Raw genomic sequence first — 18,648 nt, 5'->3', positions numbered from 1 at the left:
GGAGCCTTTCATGCTGCCTATCTCTCCCTATCATAGGTCCCTCTGGGTCCGTAATATTTTTCTTGGACTCTTTGCCTTGGGTTTGATCGCCGTTCTGTTCAAGCTCGGATTTGGGTACAAGCAGATTACGTTATATAAACAGGCAAAGGCGTTTTATGAACAAAAGAACCTGCTGCAAGCCGAGGAAACCTTTTCTCGCGCGCATGATATGGCTGTCCTGTCCTACGGGGATGACGAATGGAATTCCATCATGTTCCTACTGACTTCTATCCGTGCTGAACTAGAAGGGCTTCACCTGCATTCACGTTCTGCCATCTCGGAAAAGAAGGTCGCAGAAATCGGTGTAGTCTATGAACAATACCAAGCAGTCAAACAGAAATACCAAAATCAAAAGGACGTACCGGGGATGTTTTTCCAGCAATTGTCCGCTCACTTGGGTATGGATAAGAGCTTTTCCGATTATTACTTGAATGCCTTGCAAACAGCGAAGGCTCAGGCACAATCGAATCTCGAAAAGGAAAACTATCAAGACGAATCTTTCATCGAAACACTCCTTGTCATTCCGGATGAATACTACGGCGGCAAAAAGAAGAAGCAGGCTGAGCTCACGGCCTTGTTCCAGGACTATGAAAAGACCAAGCTGCGGGCGCTGATCGCTTCGGCTCCTTTTGAAGAAGTCATCACCAAAACGGCTACAAGCATACGCCATTACGAAAAACTGGGTATCGAGGCAGATTGGTTAGTGGGTCAGTTGGAAAAGTATGCACTAGCTGAAATCAAGGAAGTTATCCGTTCGAAGGATTTGAGTGCCTTCGTGGACATGGCAGCCGCCTATCGCAAAATCGAGGATGTGCTCTCTACTGATTCGCCTGTACTCGATTCGATCACCCGCTATCTGGAGGGCAAGCTCAAACAGGCAGAACAATATATCAAGTCGTTCGAGTTCACCAAAGCGCGTGAATTGTACGAACAGTTAAATCCGCTCCAGGATACAGCTACACTCCTGTCCGATCTGGAAAAACTCTGGTTGGAATACGATCCAGCACGCTTATTGCAATTGAGATATCCAGACAGAACGTTCACCGACATGCTCTCCGGCACAGATCGCTGGGGAGCAAAGCTTTACGCATTTGGACTCTCCAAGGCAGATCAACGTCTTTATTTCGCAGCGAAAATGCCAAATGACTCGCTCCTCTATCTGGATCAGTCGCTCGATGTGGACATGAAATCAGCAAAGGCGAAGATCGACGATACGCTCGGAAGTAAAGAAAAGCCTGTGATTATCGTGAGTGCATCCGGCAAGGAGCGTGCTAACGCCTACGCGGCACTGTCTCCGAATTTGACAAAAGAGTCACTCGATAAGCGCTTTTCGGTGGAGGCGGATGAAATCAGCGTAGAAGACTCCGAGCATGTGATCATGAAAAATGCGGTAGGCAAAGGGGAAAAGGAAATCGCTCTGTTCAAGCTCGAGGACAATGGCTTGGATTACATAGAAAAGCTGGCTGACTTAGAAGAGAATCCCGAAGAAACGAACGAGGGTAACGAGTCAGGAGAAGCGACCTCCCCCGCTGACGGCTCAACAGAAGGGACGGATCAAACTCCCCCTGCCACTCAAAAAATCGATGTTTTTGCGGGGCCAGGTGATGAATATGAGAAGATCGGTCAGGTAGTAGCAGATGGTTCCCTCCAAGTCATCGCCGATCTGAATGGCTGGTACCAGATTGTATTTAATGGAAAAGAAGGCTGGGTACGCGCTACTGAATCGACGCCGTAATCCGTTTACTTGAATAATGAGCTCCCCGCGCGATCATGATACACTTTCTTTGATCTGCGTCAGGAGCTTTTCCTCATTTTTCGCATTGCTTTAAGTGTCAGATTATTCTATAATCTATTTTTATTTTATAGATAGACAAGGAGTGGGAAGCGATGTTTGGAATCGTTCATTATGAAGCATTTCTGATGACTGCAATCATGTTGAACCTGATACCCGGCTCAGACACGATGTACATCATCACCCGCAGCATTTCGCAAGGAAAACAGGCAGGAATTCTTTCGGTTCTCGGCATTTTGACAGGCTCACTCATTCACACACTCTTGGCTGCTTTCGGCTTGTCGCTCATTTTGGCGCAATCCATCGTGCTTTTTAACATCGTCAAAATATTGGGGGTCGCCTATCTCGTCTATTTGGGCGTTCGCATGCTCATGACAAAGGAATCACCAGCTTTTGATACGGCCGATTCCAAGAAGCTGAAGGGTGAAAAGGTCTATCTGCAAGCGATCCTGACAAGTGTCATGAATCCAAAGGTCGCCCTGTTTTTCATCGCCTTCCTCCCGCAATTTGTTAGCGCGACGGAAGCAGGACCACTCCCTTTCCTTATTCTTGGCCTTACTTTTACCGTTACGGGTGGCATCTGGTGCAGTCTCCTCGCCTTGTTCGCTTCCTTTGCTACGCAAAAATTGCGCAATAATCAGAAGTTCTCTGTCATACTCAACAAGCTGACGGGGATTGTTTTTATCGGGATGGGGTTGAATCTGTTGCGGGCGAAAGCCAATCCTTAGGAGCGACAGAAAGTCCAGGCAGGGGCTACGCTGTCAGAGATGCACTTGTTCAAGTAGTCGGTGAACGTGGCGATTGGTATTACGGCTCCACCATTGATGCAAACGGGAAAGTCTTAGTTGGATTTGTTGCAAAAAGCGTCGCCTATTAACCATAGAACGAGACCGAAAAAGCCAGCCAGGAGAGTCTTTCTCCTCTGGCTTTTTTCATGTTCAGAAATTGTTTAGGTCGAAAGATTATGATAGCTCTAGGCATTTTTTCACAATTGGAACAGTGGGTGTATCTGTTGTTCTCGACTACATGATTTGTACAACGAAGAATCCTCTTGCTGAAAAAGTTTAGTGTAACTAAAAATTAGGACAAGGGGGGAAAGTTGAATTGAGTTAACGGTGCGAAAAGGGAGTTGAAGAATGTGCGAGTGCTGTTAAGTGCTGGGTTTATCCTGGCAGGCTTATTCCTCCTTTTCTATCCTCAATGGGAAACGGCGGTATCTGCACAAAAGCAAGAACAGCTCATCGAAGCGTTCGAACAACTGAGCAACGTCAGCGAGCAAATAGAAACGGCTACATCAGAGGACCCACCAGCTCCTCAGATACAAGAGCCGCTCGCTATGTTGGAAGGTGCCAGAGGCGTGATTCGGATTCCCAAAATTGATCTGGAAATGATGATTTTTGAAGGCGCGGACAAGCATGCCTTGAGTAAAGGTGTTGGCCTGATCGAGCCAGACAAGGAATTCGGTGTGAACAATGTTGGACTGGCAGGCCATCGTGGGATTACTCATGGCAAGCAATTCAATCGCTTGGACGAACTAGCACCTAACGATGAGATTGAGATCAAGACGAAAACGGCAACCTACCAATTCGTTGTCGTGAAAGCCTTTGTCGTAGATCGTACACAAGTAGAAGTTCTAGAGGATCAAAAGAAGCCATTGATCACCTTGGTCACATGCACCCCTGTTGGAGCAAAAGATCCGAAGGACAGACTGATCGTTCAAGCTGAATGGAAACAAACGACTTCATCTCAGCCCTAACCCTTCCTACTGCAAGACGGAACGAGCTAGTTTTAATTTAGTACAGGAGGAGCATATGCAAAGGAAATCTTGGGTCGTTGTGGTGGCACTTTTGCTCATCATCCAAAACTTTTTCGGTTTCACGACAACCTCGTATGCCCAAACACAAGGTGAGGTTGTCATTAACAATAGCGGGGAACCGGGTACAGGCGATCCTACTGATCCGGGTACGGGAACTCCTACCGATCCAGGTACGGGAACTCCTACCGATCCAGGTACGGGAACTCCTACCGATCCAGGTACAGGAACTCCTACCGATCCAGGTACGGGAACTCCTACCGATCCAGGTACGGGAACTCCTACCGATCCAGGTACAGGAACTCCTACCGATCCGGGTACAGGAACTCCTACCGATCCAGGTACGGGAACTCCTACCGATCCAGGTACGGGAACTCCTACCGATCCAGGTACAGGAACTCCTACCGATCCGGGTACAGGAACTCCTACCGATCCGGGTACAGGAACTCCTACCGATCCAGGTACGGGAACTCCTACCGATCCGGGTACAGGAACTCCTACCGATCCAGGTACGGGGACTCCTACCGATCCAGGTACAGGAACTCCTACCGATCCGGGTACAGGAACTCCTACCGATCCAGGTACGGGAACTCCAACTAATCCAGGCACAGGGACTCCTGTACCAGTACCTGAACCAGTTCCCGTTCCTCTCCCAGAACCCGACGCCAACATCATCAAAGACAGCATCATCACCAGCGTAGTCATGAAGGACAAGGACGGAAACAACATAGAAGACATCCGCCCGGATCAGGGCTCGCGTGTTCAAGTTGATTTCACTTGGCAAATCCCTGCTGGACATCCTTACTCAGAAGGTGCCACCTTTACCTTCCCTCTCCCAGATAAGTTTCGGACCGATCGCAATTTGACCGGAGATCTGAACGGAGGCTACGGCACCTATGAAGTGACAACAGACGGCACCGTCACCTTCACTTTCAGTGATGCCATCAATGACGGCGCAGAGATCAATGACGGAACCTTCTATGTGTGGCGGGAATTCGATGAGAAAAAGTTTGAAGGTGGCACGAGACAGGAGATCGATTTCAAATTCGATGGCATCGCTCCGATCTCTGTCCATTTCAAAGGCAAAAACAACAATGAAATCGACAAGAACGGGAAAGCAAACAAGGGCATGAATCCTAGCTATCTCGACTGGACCGTCGATTTTAACCTAAGTGAAAATCCGATAAAAGGCGCTATCTTTACGGATGAGCTTCCAAGCGGTCTGGATATCGACATGAGCTCCATTAAGGTCTTCCCATTGGAAGTTCAGTTGAATGGCTCTGTTAATCCAAAGGCTGAGGTAACCACCTTCACTCCTGAGAAATTGACAGAAGGAAACGGGTTCAAAATTAACTTTGGCGACATCGACGGTGCTTATCGCGTCGTGTACAAGACCAACGTCACCGGTACGACAGATACAACCTACACGAATAAAGCCACTGTCACAGGAACGAACCTCCCGAAGGATTTAATCGATTCCGCGAATGTCTCTGTCCGATTCAGCCAGCCTTTGAACAAAAAGGCGATTCACTACGATTACAACAAACAAACGATCACCTGGGCTATTCAGTACAACTACAATGAAAAACTGATCACGCAAAGCGATGCATGGCTCGAGGATCGATTCGATACGAGTCATCAAGAGCTCGTGAATGGTTCCTTTACCGTTCATAAAATGACCATCGGTGACAACGGAAACGGAACAAAAGACGGGGCTGCCATCACAGAGTACAACGTAACCCCATCGCCTACTGGCTTCCGCTTGCAGTTTGACCATGACGTGTCGGCCGCTTACGAAATCACCTACCAAACCAAAGCCAAAAATCGGGTCCACCAAGACAGCTACCTCGTGAAAAATGAAGTAGAGATCTATGATGGAGCCAAAAAAGATGCATCCAGAGAGATCAATCAAGCAATCTTCTGGAAAAACGCCAAAAAAGAAAAAGTGAACTACCTGGATAAGACAATCGAATGGACGCTTAGTCTAAACGACGACAATCAGGTGATGGATGAAGTCGTCATTACCGACAGTTATGCGGGTCAAGGGCTGACTCTTCTTCCTGACAAAGTAAAGATCAACGATTGGACAAAGGATTTGGAAGAAGGGCCTGACAAAGACTACAGCATCTCTCCGAACTCAACGTACGAAGAAGGATTCAAGATCACCTTCCACAAACCAGTCACAAAAGGTCTAGTCATTACGTACCTGACGAAGTTCGATCCTACTTCCAAGGACCGTCCATCCGTGTACAAAAACAAGGCTGAACTAAATTGGAAGGAAAACGGGAAAGCACAAGACCCTATCACGAAATCCGCTACTGTTAAACCAGACAACTACACCAACAATAACGGCAACAAAACGGGTACATACGACGCCCGCACAAAAGAAATCACGTGGACAATCGATGTGAACTACAACCTTCACAAGATTAACAACGCGATCATCCGCGATTTTTATACCGGAGAACAAACTTTTGTGAAGGACTCGTTAACCATCCATAAGTTGCTGCTCACAGGTGGAGCAGATGGTGTAAAAGTGGTCGAGGGTCCAGTTGTCGCCACCAAATTTGACGAACTGACCAACGGCTTCGAGCTTCATCTCGGTCCCATCGACTCGGCCTATCGCATCACGTACAAAACCAGTTTGGCTAATCTGCCTGTCGGAGAAGTGTACGAAAACAATGCCACTATGCACGATAGTGACACAACAGGCACTCCACTCTATAAAGGCAAGACGACCGTCAGACCGACATACGGTGGGCAATACGTCCTCAAAACAGGCGTACAAGGTACAGGAGCAGATTCAGAGTATGCAACATGGACAGTAAGAATCAATCCGAGCCAGTCTCATATTTCGGCAGGTGCTGTATTGACGGATACCCTGTCCAGCAATCAACTTCTGATGAAAGACTCCTTCAAACTCTTTACGACATCCGTCTCTGAATCCGGTGCTTTGACTATCGGAAAAGAAATGGCCTCCGAGGACTACAAATTAGAAGTAGTCGGCAATACCTTTAAACTGACCTTCAAAAACGATCTGCACACTGCCTACATCCTGGAGTACCGTTCCTTTATCAATGCTGACCATGGAGAGATCATCAAAAACGAGGCCTCTTTTGCAGGGAAAACAGTTGTAGGTAAAGGGAAAGACGGACAAGAAGGTGTCAAAGTCAGCTTGTCCGGTGCTGGTGGCGGAGCCAGCACACCTGGTAAAGGCGACTTGAAAATCGTCAAAACAGACGCAGATACGAAAAAAGCATTGGCAGGCGCCACGTTTGGTCTGTACGACAAGGCAGGGAAAACCTTGCTGGAAACAGTCGTGACCGATGAAAATGGCATGGCCACCTTCAAAGGCTACAAATTTAAAGCGTACAAGCTAAAAGAACTATCCGCCCCTGTTGGCTACGTCATCGCAGACGAGTACAGAAATGGAAAAGACATTACGTTAAAAGCTCCTGCAGGTGCTGACCCAGCTGTTCCAGTTATAATCGAAATAACCATCGACAACAAGCTGCTCCGTCAAGGATTTGAGTTAACCAAAGTTGACGCGGAGAATGCTGGAAAAACACTGGAAGGCGCTGTCTTCAATCTACAGGTTGAAAAGGGCGGAGCATACGAAACAATCGCTGAGCTGACAACCGGCTCTGACGGAAAAGTCTCCAAAGGCGATCTGGCAGAAGGAAACTATCAGTTAGTCGAAACGAAAGCTCCGAAGGGATACAAGCTGGATGCGACTCCTATTTCATTCAAAATCGCCTCCAACCAGACAGAAATTGTGACCCTTACGAAAAAGAACACCAAAAATATCGGGTCCGTTCAATTGCTGAAAGTGGACCACTACACCAAAGAGCCACTTCCTGGCGTAACCTTTGAGCTTCAAGATGCTGACGGGAAAGTACTGCAAAATGGACTCACAACGGATAAGGACGGTATCCTTCTCCTCGAGAACCTGAAAGCAGGATTCTACCAGCTCGTGGAAACAAAAGCGCTTGCTGGTTATGAGCTTGCTGAACCACTGAAATTCGAAGTAACAGATGAAGGCACGACAGCTCTCACGTTGACCAACAGATTGATCCCGGGATCTGTGAAACTGACCAAAATAAGAAAGGGATACCCAAATCATAAGCTCACAGGAGCTGAATTTACGCTCCGCGATGAAAATGGTCAGGTAACCAAAGACAAGAACGATCAAGAGCTGACAAAGCTGACAACTGATGCAAACGGTGAACTTCTAGTCGAAGGCCTAAATCCTGGCAAGTACGAGTTTATCGAGACGAAGGCTCCTACTGGTTATGTAATAAACAGCAAGCCAATTGCTTTCGAGATTAAACGGAACCAAGTAGTTGGCGAGCATGTGCTTGTTACTGCCGAAAATGACGTAACCTCCGGTGGCGGTGGTGGTGGCGGTGGTGGCGGAAATCCTGAACCAAAACCTGAGCCTAAACCTGAACCGAAGCCAGAACCTAAGCCAGAGCCTAAGCCTGAACCAAAACCTGAGCCAAAACCTGAGCCAAAACCTGAGCCTAAGCCGGAAAAGCCCGAGAAACCGGATAAACCAGACAAACCAGATAAACCTGGCAACCCAGACCAACCTGGCAACCCAGACCAACCTGGAAATCCAGACCAACCTGGCAATCCAGACCAACCTGGTACTCCTGATGCAAACAACAACACTACGAACCCCAACACTTCGGGAGAGTTGAATCAAACAGGAAATACAACCAAACCGAACGATTCGGGAGCTGCCAATAACTCCAACGTCTTGGAGACTAACAACGAATCTCCAGCTACAGGCAAAGTATTGCCTCAGACGGGAGAACAGGCTAACCCACTCCCTCTCGTTGCAGGTATCGTTTCGATCTTGATCGGTATTTCGATCATGTATCGCAGAAACAAGAAAGCGTAGCTCATCTAAAGGACCAAGTCCAGGGATTTTCCCGGCTTGGTCCTCTTTTTTCCCCTACTCTAGCAATTGCCGGAGAAGCGGTTCACTTTTATACAAAATCTCCAGATGTGTCGCCTCTACGTAATAACGCTCACCTTCGAGTGCGAATACACTGTTTGCCATGACACTCCCATCTCCAGCGTCACTATTGATCGAGCCCACTACTCTTCCATCGACCCATTTATCGGGAGACAGCGAAGGGACTGTTCGCAGGTAATGAATCGTTTCGTGTCCAATGCCAGCTACCAGCGTGACGCGAATATTGCGGGCTGCGATAATCCCCATCGTTGCGTTCAAGTAGTCCATGTATTGATTTTTCACGACCATCTTTTCATAAGGGACGAAGGCTTCTACCCCCTGTTTTTTCTCCAGCAAATAATCGCCATATGCTGCTGACGGGGTAAGATCAAGGAGACTCGGAAAATGTCTATGAATAGCTTGTATACGATGAAAAGGGATGCTTTGCTCCAAATAGGCTAGATAAACATTCATATATAGCTCCACGACATTTCTTTTGGCAGAAACGGAGCGCGGCAGCTTCCCTCCTGCCCAATAGCTGTAGGCGACAGGCGATCCTGCGTTGGGAGTCGCAAAAATGAGCAACTGATCCACATCGTTTTGATAATATTCGCTTTGGACATAGGCTCTAGCAACAAGGCCCCCCATGCTATGGCAAATGAGATTGACATAAGGGGAACCTGTCGTTTGCTTCGCTCGCTCGATGACAGACAGCAAAAAGCGCTCTGCTGAAATATCGATCTGCCTTCGCCAATCATAAAAAGCTACAAACAATTGTTCATTGAGGGAGTATCCCATTTTTCCAAGCAAACGGATAAATGGCTCGTAAGCCGTTCGGGCAAACCCGAAGCCCCAGTCACCAGTACCCGGAATAATTTGATCACTCATCGACCCAAACAGCCCCGGAACAAAAACAATCGGTGCCTTTTGCGCAAGAAAAGAACTCATGCTTGCACTCCTTTCCCTCTCTTTTGTCCCATGACCAGAAGGAAAACAACATATGCTTCTGCCTATGCCAGAGCAGCTTGGGTGGTTCCCTTGTTTCGATGAGTGTCGTCATTTTTTGCCGAAACTTCCCACTGGAGCGTAACAAAGCGATATAATAAAGCGTCAAACGTATTGGCTAATGTTTTAAGCAAATCTATCTTGTCGGAGGATTGGCAAAAATGAAGGTACGCAAGTGGTTTATGCTTTTGCTAATGTTCGTACTATGTATTCCAACGATGGGGATATCCGTGCAGGCCGCGCAGACATCCTCTGGCATCAGCATCTATTTGGACGGGCAACAAATCAAAAGTGACGTCGCTCCGTACATTATTCCAAAAGCAAACGTAACGATGGTCCCTATGCGAGTGATCGGTGAAAATCTGGGAGCCGAAGTAAATTGGGAGCCAAATTCTCAGACCGCAACGATCAGCAAGCAAGATACCTTGTTGTCCATGACGGTTAATCAGAAGAACGCTCTCGTGAACAACAACAGCGTCCCACTTGATTCTTCTGTTCAGAACAAGCAAGGAAGAATCATGGTTCCGCTGCGTTTTGTATCCGAGCAGTTGGGCCTAACGGTAAACTGGGAAGACAAAACCAAAACGATTCGCCTACAAAGCGGCAACGTCGCTACCATGACTCCGCCACCACAGGATGTTCTGAGTGAAACTGGCGGGATGGAACCAAGCACACCTGTCGTGACAAACGGAGATTTGCGTGGGGTATGGATATCGACAGTCTACAACTTGGACTGGCCATCTTCCGGTTCTAACGGAAACCCAGCGAAACAGCAACAAGAATACATACAGCTGCTCGATGAGCTGCAAGCCATGGGAATGAACGCTGTTTTCGTGCAAGTGCGTCCATCTGGAGACGCTCTGTACCCTTCTACACTCACTCCATGGTCGAGATTTTTGACGGGAACCCCAGGGAAAGATCCTGGCTACGACCCGCTTGCCTTTATGGTAGAAGAAACGCATAGACGCGGGATGCAATTCCATGCTTGGTTCAACCCGTTCCGTGCCACTACGGATGCAAAAACAGACCAATTGCCAGCGAATCATGTGATCAAGCAGCACCCTGACTGGATTGTGAATGCCAACAAAAAGTTGTACATCAATCCGGGTATTCCGGCAGCACGTCAGCAAATTATCAATGAAGTAATGGAAGTCGTGCAGCGCTATGAAATCGATGGTGTCCATCTGGATGATTATTTCTATCCTTCCAATGTCGCCTTTGCAGACGATGCAGCATTCAAGGCTTACAACAGCAAGAAAATCGTATCCAAAGCAGACTGGCGCCGCGATAATATCAATCAATTTGTTCAACAATTGAATCAGTCCATCAAGAGCGTCAAGCCTCACGTTCAATTCGGGATCAGTCCATTCGGTGTATGGCGCAACAGCAATGTCGATCCGACCGGCTCCGATACAAAAGCTGGCGTGACTGCTTATGACCACATGTTTGCCGATGTGCGCACATGGATTCAACAAGGCTGGATCGATTATGTGACTCCGCAAATTTATTGGAGCCTTTCCTTCGCCCCTGCCCAATACGACAAGCTCGTTACTTGGTGGGCAAACGAAGTACAAGGGACGAACGTCAAGCTCTACATCGGTCATTCCCCTTACAAGCTGGGAACGGCTGAAGCTGGCTGGCAGAGCGCCCAGGAGATTATCAACCAATTGAATTACAACGCGATGGTTCCTCAGGTTCAGGGCAGCATTTTCTTTAGTGCCAAGGACTTGCGGAAAAATCCATTAGGTCTGCTCCCAGCTCTTAGCAGTTATTACAACCGCTAAATAAATAGCAAAAACCCCCGAATACTCGTAGCAAAGCATACTTGCTACCTATGTTTCGGGGGTTTTTTCTTCTACGTTAATTTTTCTACAATGAACGTGAGTTGCGCTTCCAATGAGATCGGGTCATTAAAATAGGAGCCTTTCTGATCAATCTGAAAAACCTGGTTATTTTTCACTGCTGACAGGCCCTTCCAAACGTTTGTACCGTATACACTCTCCGGATTGGTATCATCTCCGGACCATGCACTGGTAAAAATGTAGTCTCCCGCAAAGTCCGGCATTGTTTCAAGCGAGACCTCCGCCCAGCCGGTATTGCTATCAATGGCTTCTTTTTGTACGGCATTCGGAGCCTTCAACTGGAATTCTCCGTAAAGGATGTCTCCGCCCCTTCCGAAGTTGTGCCCAAACGCATAGATCCCCTTGGCGTATGGCTGCAAAATCGAAACGGTTTTATCTCCTACCGCTGCTTGCACCTTTGGTTTTGCCTCAGCAATTTTCTTGTCCCATTCGGCAATCCACTCATTCGCCTTGTCTTCTCTTCCTGTCATTTTGCCAAACTCCCGCAGTTCTTCGCGGATTGGCTTCTTACCGTATGGAATCACTACCGTTGGAGCTATTTTGGTGAACTCCTCGATATTCTTATCCCCTTCAAACACGATAAGTAAATCAGGATTCATCGCCAGTACTTTTTCTAGCGATGTTCCGTTGCCCACGCTTTCGATACCATCCAGCTTCCCTTTAAAATACGGGTTTTCCATAGCATGGTCCGTGATACCGATAGGCTTGATCCCCAGTGTCAGAAAATGTCCAACATAGCTGTCCGCAAGAACCACAACCCGTTTTGGGTCCTTCGGAATTTTTACTGTGCCATTAAACGCTTGGTAGTTGATATATTCATTGTTACTCTCGTTAACTGAACTTTCCTGCGCAGGTTGAGCAGTTGGATTGGCTGGTGTCTGTCCGCAGGCTGATAACATGCTGATCATGACCATAATAAGGGCTACCATTATGATCTTATCTAAGCCTGATTTTCTCCTTCTCAAAAAGAACCTCTCCTTCAACGAATTTTGAAATTGATAATCATTCTCGTGAATTTTAGCATAAGGAGCTTGCTCTGCCCATCTTTTTCGTTCTCCGAGATACCATTTTTAATCCGTCACAAAAAAATGCCGCGAAGCATGTTCGCGACATTGGTAGCTTTATTTTTTGGCTTATTTCGTTACTTTGTGAAGACCGAACAGCATGAGGACATCATTATCGTTGGTCTCATACTCTTTCACATCACCTTTAAAGGAAGTTTCTTTGACAATAATCTTGCTGCCTGTCGCATTTGGTTTCATTTCAATCATATGTGAAGATAGATTAAGATCATCTGCCGTTATACCTAACTTCTCGGAGAGATCTTTAACCGTAGCCTTGTGCTCACCTAGTTGACTGTCTTTAATGGTTACTGCCTGGCCATCCTTAGAAAAAACGAATGCAATCGTCAGGTCTAGGTTACTTTTTTCCGCAACGTTTGCTTTTGCATCTGCTGTAGTGGTTGCATACGGTATAACAGTACCAATCACCCCAGTAAGTAATAAAGCTGATGCAGTTGTCATCCATTTCTTTTTCATTGGTCTCGCTCCTTTTCATTTCTTTTTTTGTGTGCAAGTAAATCTCTTACTCTCTTACTTGCTAAATCTAGGGTAAGATGAAAAGTTAAACAAAATTGTGGGGTAAAACTAAAATTTTCCTTAATTCATCGTGCATCCTTGGTTCTCAGAGATACTATTTTCAATCTGTCACAAAAAATGCCGCGAAGCATGCTCGCGACATTGGTAGCTTTATTTTTTCGGCATCATGGCATTTACAAACTCGCTGATATTCCCTTTGGTCAATACATCCCCAGTCGCGACTACTTCATACTGCATCTTCTTTCCAGTGTATTCCATAACCCAGACGATGCTCTTGTCAACCCCGTCTTTACTAGCTTCTTCTGTATATAGCACTTCGATTTGCCCTACTTTAATTACCTCTTTTTGCTGTTCATCCTGATCTATTACATAAGTTGTGCTGTCTTCTACATCTTCATAATTGGAGATGTTCAAATTTATAAAGCTTTTCCCAGACTTATATGTCGCATATAGCGTGTCCAGCTCATTTGTCCATTCCAATGGCTGAATAACATATTCCTTTTTCTCTTGCTCTGCCTTTTTGTACAAAGCTTCCTTATCATACTCTCTCTTGATGTCAAATGTGAGGTTGGCATCCTCAAAGGAATAACCCCCTGGCAATATCTCAGGCACAAATATCTGATCTCCCGCTTTCTTGTGTAGATCGGCCAAATTGGCAAATTCAAATGCTTTATAGAGCGTTGCAACCGCTTTTTTCGGATTGTGGACGGCGATATAAACGGCTGCGGCAGTTCCAGGCTCCATGCTTCTAGTAATTTCCGAACGTTTTTCTTGATATTTCTTAGTTTCAGGATCTACCTCCTTGACAACTTTGGGTTTTTCCGCGATTTGGGAGATGTCTTTCTGCTGATAAATAACTTCGCCTTTTTCATCCTTCAATTGATAGAACTGGACAGCAGCATAGCCCGATGAAATGCTTGCGATCAAACCAATAGCGACTAATATGCTTACCTTGTACTTCACAAAAAATCTCTCCTTCTCTCTTTTGATTTTTGTCATCACTTGATGGCTAATGTCAATCTCCTGCGGGATGCGCGGGTCGTTGAACAGGTCCTTAATATTCTCGTGCGATTTGTTTGGTCTCATCGTGAGTTGACCCTCCCTTCCCTAAAGGAGAATAAGCGGATCGGAACTTCGATGCCGTACGCTCGAATTTTTTGCGCAGACTCGCAGCGTTTTTGTTCATGATCAAGGAAATTTCCTCGTACGTCTTTTCTTCCACGCCTCGCAGTAAGAGAAGTGTTCTTTCCTCTACTGAGAGTGTCTGCATGGCAAGAAATACATCCTCACTGAAATAAACATTTTCAATATGCCGCTCAATGTCTGATTGAGACTCTTTGTCCTGCATCAAAAATGGCAACATCTTTGTCCATTTCCTTTTTCTGATGAGATCGATGCAATGGTGATAGGCTATTTTATAAAGCCAAGCTGCAAAGGGTATGGTTGGACTGTATTTTTTCAAGTTGCGATAAGCCTTGAAGAAGACCTCCTGTGTGGCGTCTTCCGCTTCGCATCGATTCCCCAAGATGTGATAGCAGTAGTGAAATATGGGGGTTTGGTAGCTTTTCATGATGGCAGCGTAGCGGTCATCCGCTCCCTGAATGATCTCATCCACGAGTTCTTCTATCTGTTTCGTGTCCACTCTCTCCCTCCTTCCAACTGGTATAACGTACCACATCACCCTGTATGTGACATCGCGCACAAAAAAATGCCGCGAAGCAAATTCGCGACATTGGAAAGCCTTATTTTTTGCCGAGCTCCGGCTTGTCTTGGTAAAAGAAATTCGGCGTATGGATTGTGTTGTCGTATAGACTGTGGAAAATGTGTGTGGCTGTTCCGGAGATTGGCGGAACCAGCCATGTCCAGTCACCCGTAACGGCTCGACCACATTTCTCTTCTCTTTCCTCAAATCGCTTGAATTGCTGGCTCGCCGTATGGTGATCGACAATCGATACTCCTTTTTCCTTGAAGGAGTGCAAGACGGCTACATTCAGCTCGATGAGCGCTTTGTCTCTCCAAAGTGTCCCTTCCCTGCTCGTATCGAGCCCCATGACCTCTGCGACCTTTGGCAGCATGTTATATCGCTCTTGGTCAGCGAAATTGCGTGCACCGATCTCCGTTCCCATGTACCAGCCGTTAAATGGAGCGGCCAAATAGTCGATACCGCCAATCTCCATGCGCATATTCGATACAATAGGAACCCCGTACCATTGCAATTCCATATCAGCAAAGCCCGGCAAATCTGGATGCACGATCGGCACCTCCAAGACCAGCTCCTGAGGAATCTCAAAAAACTGCGGCGTCCGATCTCCAATTTGCACAACGAGCGGCAAAACGTCGTAGTTTGTGCCTTTTCCTTGCCATCCAAGGCTCTTACATAGCTTCGTCAACGAAAGCGAAATCGGGTCACCCAGTACGCCGTACTCTGTCTCGTATCCCGCATAGCGAATCAGTTGGTCATTCCAGATGCGCATGGGAGCTCTGCCTGCTACAGCAGGTGCAAAAACGGTGATGGTCGGGCGAATTTTCCCGCCATTGGTGGCAAAGTCGATGTGTCGGAGCATGGCCTGCGCCATCTCTTCTTCAGTTTCGACGTGCCGCTCATCTATCACAAGTAATGATTCCCAAAAGAATCGCCCAATACATCGATTGCTGTTACGCCAGGCCATTTTTGCTCCGTGACGCAGCTCCTCTGCTGTATGCTCATAGTATCCCTGCTGTTCGATCATCTGTCGGACTTCCTGTACTCGTCGCTCGGTTTCGTCCGTTGTCTTGTCCAGTTCGCGATAGCATGTCCGAATAAATTGCTCTGCCGCTTCCATTAGTTGAATTGGTTCCATATTACCCTCTTTTCACGCTGAAGGGTGTCTCTTCGCTGTTACTTTCTTCATCGTAGAATTTTGTTACCTACATTATAAATTTACTCGTGCTTGATTACCAATCATGTAGGCATATGGACACATATCTGTAAGAAACATGGGCTGACGTGTTTACTACACACGATGAATAAGCAGCTTGGGTAAAGAAACCGGTGTTTCTGGATGAAACATTTCCAAATACCTATGTATATTTAAGTGTATTCACAACTTTATATCTATTGTTAGTGACCGCTCTACACCCAATATTTCATTAAATGGGTATAACTTCCTTTTCGTATGGATTGAGCAATACATTCGGGTCTGTCAAAATTTTTGTGTTATAACAATCTTGGCGTGTAACTGTCATACTTTAGTCAAGGAAAAAGACACGTATGAAGGCAAAAAAGCTAACTTTAAGCAACCTCCGTCATAAAACGAAAAACTATGGTTGGACTGGATAACACACAAAAAAGACAGGTGCTTTCACACCTGCCCTTTCTCCTAAACAGTCATATGGTTCCACATCTCCGACTTACTCAAGGAAACAGCATCTGCTCCACCCTTCAACGCTTCGTTGACCTGCTCCATATTCCAAATCAACCCGCCCAAAATAATCGGCTGCGGCAAATGCTCCTTTATATACGAAATAATAGACGGCGCTATCCCCGGCATAATCTCAATCGCATCCGGCTGGTTTTCCAAGACGTTTTTGATGGTCGTCGTGAGAGAGGTCGAATCGATCAAAAAGACTCGCTGGATCGTCAGCATCCCTTCCTTTTTGGCCGCGCGAATCATCGGTCCTTTGGTAGTGACAATGCCCGTTGGTTGGATATAGGTGGACAAGAAACGAAAAGCCTCTTTGTCATTGGACAGGCCATTCATGAGGTCTGTGTGCAAAAAAATCGGCTTGCTCGACTGACGGATGGTTTCGGCTTCCTCCATCAGCTTGGTCAGCTTTCCGTACATCAACAGGATCGCGCAAGCTCGAGACGCCATCGCCTCTCCCAAGCGATCCTGTTCGGTTGCCGCAATAACCGGATTCGTTTTCAAAATCGTTTTCATGTCCATGTTATTCGCCTCCTGCCCTCAGTAGCCGTTCCACACTTACCTCAGCGCAGCCAAGCTGCTTTGTCTCTACAACCCAATGACCCGCGAATCCGTTGTCTTTCAGAAGTGACAGGATCGAAGCAAACGGGATCGTTCCATCGCCTATCGCCAAATGATCGTCGAGCTTGCCAAAGTTATCACTCAGGTGAAGAGCGGACAAATGAGGGAGCACCTCCTGCAATGCATCGATTGCATATCCCGGACGAATCAAATGGGCATGACCTACGTCGTACACGATCCCTACGCGAGAGGACTTTACGTAACGGCATATACGCACGAGATCCTCGACGTTCCACCCCAGCACTTTTGGATAAGGGGGAACATTCTCGACCGTCAGTATGGTTCTACTCTCTGCGGACAGCTCGGTGGTCAACACGTGGAGTGCCTGACTCACATTTTCCACACCTCTGGCACGCTCTGTTTCCGCGAGTCGGTCTTCTACTTCCCCCGCATGCATCACAACATGGGTGCAGTCGAGAAAGCTAGCAATCTCCAGGCAGCGCTTCATCGTGTCCATTGTTTGCTCCCGAGTTGGTCCTGAGTCCGCCGCCAGATTGCAGCCGCTAATCGGCGCATGAATCGACCAGGCAATCCCTCTCTCGTTTCCCTGCTGCTTCAACTCTTTCAACTGCTCCCAGGACCAGTCCAAGAGGTCGGCATGATTCTCTTCACACATTATCTCGATGGCCTTCCAATCATGGTGTAAAAGCTGAACAATAGCATCACGCAAGGACAGATCAAATAACGCATAGGTGGATACGGCAAACGAGCTTTTGTCTCTCATCATTCATGACCCTCCCTCTTATTTCACGCCGGAGTGGATGAAGCTGTTGATAAACTGCCGCTGGAACAACAAAAATGCCAGCAACAACGGAAAAATTACCATGACAGTCGCTGCACTTACCTCGGCCCACTGCGCCCCTGTCTCAAACGATTGGGCAAAAATCGCCAGACCGACCGTCAACGGGCGATTTTCCACGGAATTCGTAATAATCAGCGGCCACATGAAGTTGTTCCAATGGTAGCTGACCGAGACCAAGCCAAACGCAATGTAGGTCGGCTTCGCTAACGGAACGTACACCCGCCACAAAATCTGGAACCAGGAGCAGCCTTCCATCCGTGCCGCCTCCTCTAGCTCGTGCGGGATTGTCTTGAAGGTTTGTCTCAACAGAAAAACCCCGAAGGCAGAAGCGAAGTACGGCAGCATAATGCCGATTTTGGTATCCAGCAAAGACAAGTCACGCAGGACATTATAGTTGGGGAAAATCAAGATATCTGCCGGGACCATGAGCTGGACCAGGAACAGGACAAACAGCACATCCTTTCCCCAAAATTGCAGCTTCGCAAAGGCATAGGCCGCCAGTGTAGCTGTGATCATTTGTGCCACCAAAATACCCGTCACGATCAAAAAGGTATTGATGTAGTACTGGTCAAAGGGTGCTGCATCCCACACCTTCGCAAAGTTATCGAGTGTAAAATCTGCACGGAGCGACCACGAAGTCGCCAGCTCCCTCGGGCGAAAGGAAGTCCAGACCGCCCAGAGCAAAGGAAACAACCAGAGAACGGCCAAGCCGTACATTCCAACTGTTGTGATTTTGCGAAGCATCTGCC

At 47.2% G+C, this 18,648-nt stretch carries 14 protein-coding genes; 5 read left to right on the top strand and 9 right to left on the bottom strand.

The window, feature by feature from the left end:
• Positions 1–10 precede the first annotated feature (10 nt).
• From POF51_RS11580 to POF51_RS11565, 4 genes are all read left to right on the top strand, one after another.
• Positions 11–1,774, top strand: coding sequence for an SH3 domain-containing protein (locus POF51_RS11580; protein WP_069849903.1), 1,764 nt, complete (start codon positions 11–13; stop codon positions 1,772–1,774).
• A gap of 152 nt (positions 1,775–1,926) precedes the next feature.
• Entirely contained in the window at positions 1,927–2,559 is a 633-nt protein-coding gene (locus tag POF51_RS11575) for a LysE family translocator (RefSeq protein WP_069849905.1), read from the top strand.
• 410 nt (positions 2,560–2,969) lie between these two features.
• Positions 2,970–3,587 (top strand): class D sortase, encoded by a 618-nt coding sequence (locus POF51_RS11570; protein ID WP_069849907.1) that lies wholly within the window; start codon positions 2,970–2,972, stop codon positions 3,585–3,587.
• Positions 3,588–3,642: 55 nt separating this feature from the next.
• Positions 3,643–8,550: a collagen binding domain-containing protein gene (locus POF51_RS11565; protein ID WP_271755396.1), complete on the top strand. Its 4,908-nt coding sequence runs from the start codon at positions 3,643–3,645 to the stop codon at positions 8,548–8,550.
• 54 nt (positions 8,551–8,604) lie between these two features.
• Here POF51_RS11565 and POF51_RS11560 read toward each other — a convergent pair whose 3' ends face one another.
• Positions 8,605–9,555 (bottom strand): lipase/acyltransferase domain-containing protein, encoded by a 951-nt coding sequence (locus POF51_RS11560; RefSeq protein WP_069849909.1) that lies wholly within the window; start codon positions 9,553–9,555, stop codon positions 8,605–8,607.
• A gap of 218 nt (positions 9,556–9,773) precedes the next feature.
• Between POF51_RS11560 and POF51_RS11555 the strand changes: the two genes are divergently transcribed.
• Positions 9,774–11,396, top strand: coding sequence for a family 10 glycosylhydrolase (locus POF51_RS11555; RefSeq protein ID WP_271755395.1), 1,623 nt, complete (start codon positions 9,774–9,776; stop codon positions 11,394–11,396).
• 71 nt (positions 11,397–11,467) lie between these two features.
• Here POF51_RS11555 and POF51_RS11550 read toward each other — a convergent pair whose 3' ends face one another.
• The 8 genes from POF51_RS11550 to POF51_RS11515 form a co-directional block, all read right to left on the bottom strand.
• Positions 11,468–12,403, bottom strand: a complete 936-nt coding sequence (locus tag POF51_RS11550; protein ID WP_069849913.1) for an iron-hydroxamate ABC transporter substrate-binding protein — start codon at positions 12,401–12,403, stop codon at positions 11,468–11,470.
• A 204-nt stretch (positions 12,404–12,607) separates the two neighbouring features.
• Positions 12,608–13,012, bottom strand: coding sequence for a hypothetical protein (locus POF51_RS11545; protein ID WP_069849915.1), 405 nt, complete (start codon positions 13,010–13,012; stop codon positions 12,608–12,610).
• A 210-nt stretch (positions 13,013–13,222) separates the two neighbouring features.
• Positions 13,223–14,158: a hypothetical protein gene (locus POF51_RS11540; RefSeq protein WP_069849917.1), complete on the bottom strand. Its 936-nt coding sequence runs from the start codon at positions 14,156–14,158 to the stop codon at positions 13,223–13,225.
• On the bottom strand, positions 14,127–14,714 hold the full coding sequence (locus POF51_RS11535) for an RNA polymerase sigma factor (protein ID WP_069849919.1): 588 nt from the start codon (positions 14,712–14,714) through the stop codon (positions 14,127–14,129). The genes POF51_RS11540 and POF51_RS11535 overlap by 32 nt, the downstream gene beginning before the upstream one ends.
• A gap of 100 nt (positions 14,715–14,814) precedes the next feature.
• Positions 14,815–15,912: a nitric oxide synthase oxygenase gene (locus POF51_RS11530; protein ID WP_069849921.1), complete on the bottom strand. Its 1,098-nt coding sequence runs from the start codon at positions 15,910–15,912 to the stop codon at positions 14,815–14,817.
• A 519-nt stretch (positions 15,913–16,431) separates the two neighbouring features.
• A complete protein-coding gene (locus POF51_RS11525) occupies positions 16,432–16,998 on the bottom strand; it encodes a glycerol-3-phosphate responsive antiterminator (protein WP_017246656.1) in 567 nt (188 codons plus the stop codon).
• Between the two features lies 1 nt (position 16,999).
• On the bottom strand, positions 17,000–17,821 hold the full coding sequence (locus POF51_RS11520) for a sugar phosphate isomerase/epimerase family protein (RefSeq protein WP_069850215.1): 822 nt from the start codon (positions 17,819–17,821) through the stop codon (positions 17,000–17,002).
• A gap of 18 nt (positions 17,822–17,839) precedes the next feature.
• The gene (locus POF51_RS11515; RefSeq protein ID WP_017246658.1) at positions 17,840–18,643 is read right to left on the bottom strand and encodes a carbohydrate ABC transporter permease; all 804 of its coding nucleotides are present in this window, start codon (positions 18,641–18,643) and stop codon (positions 17,840–17,842) included.
• Between the last annotated feature and the right edge of the window lie 5 nt (positions 18,644–18,648).

Source organism: Brevibacillus sp. AG, assembly GCF_028369215.1.
In the GTDB taxonomy this organism is placed as follows: Bacteria; Bacillota; Bacilli; order Brevibacillales; family Brevibacillaceae; genus Brevibacillus; species Brevibacillus porteri.
The sequence above is the reverse complement of the archived record's forward strand: the minus strand, read 5'-3'. Positions and strand labels throughout refer to the sequence as shown.

What these genes read in the sequence shown, in the direction of transcription:
- POF51_RS11580 (WP_069849903.1), top strand. Translation starts at nt 11, where the DNA reads ATGCTGCCTATCTCTCCCTATCATAGGTCCCTCTGGGTCCGTAATATT.
- POF51_RS11545 (WP_069849915.1), bottom strand. Translation starts at nt 13,012, where the DNA reads ATGAAAAAGAAATGGATGACAACTGCATCAGCTTTATTACTTACTGGG.
- POF51_RS11575 (WP_069849905.1), top strand. Translation starts at nt 1,927, where the DNA reads ATGTTTGGAATCGTTCATTATGAAGCATTTCTGATGACTGCAATCATG.
- POF51_RS11515 (WP_017246658.1), bottom strand. Translation starts at nt 18,643, where the DNA reads ATGCTTCGCAAAATCACAACAGTTGGAATGTACGGCTTGGCCGTTCTC.
- POF51_RS11565 (WP_271755396.1), top strand. Translation starts at nt 3,643, where the DNA reads ATGCAAAGGAAATCTTGGGTCGTTGTGGTGGCACTTTTGCTCATCATC.
- POF51_RS11540 (WP_069849917.1), bottom strand. Translation starts at nt 14,158, where the DNA reads ATGAGACCAAACAAATCGCACGAGAATATTAAGGACCTGTTCAACGAC.
- POF51_RS11560 (WP_069849909.1), bottom strand. Translation starts at nt 9,555, where the DNA reads ATGAGTTCTTTTCTTGCGCAAAAGGCACCGATTGTTTTTGTTCCGGGG.
- POF51_RS11520 (WP_069850215.1), bottom strand. Translation starts at nt 17,821, where the DNA reads ATGAGAGACAAAAGCTCGTTTGCCGTATCCACCTATGCGTTATTTGAT.
- POF51_RS11530 (WP_069849921.1), bottom strand. Translation starts at nt 15,912, where the DNA reads ATGGAACCAATTCAACTAATGGAAGCGGCAGAGCAATTTATTCGGACA.
- POF51_RS11550 (WP_069849913.1), bottom strand. Translation starts at nt 12,403, where the DNA reads ATGGTAGCCCTTATTATGGTCATGATCAGCATGTTATCAGCCTGCGGA.
- POF51_RS11525 (WP_017246656.1), bottom strand. Translation starts at nt 16,998, where the DNA reads ATGGACATGAAAACGATTTTGAAAACGAATCCGGTTATTGCGGCAACC.
- POF51_RS11555 (WP_271755395.1), top strand. Translation starts at nt 9,774, where the DNA reads ATGAAGGTACGCAAGTGGTTTATGCTTTTGCTAATGTTCGTACTATGT.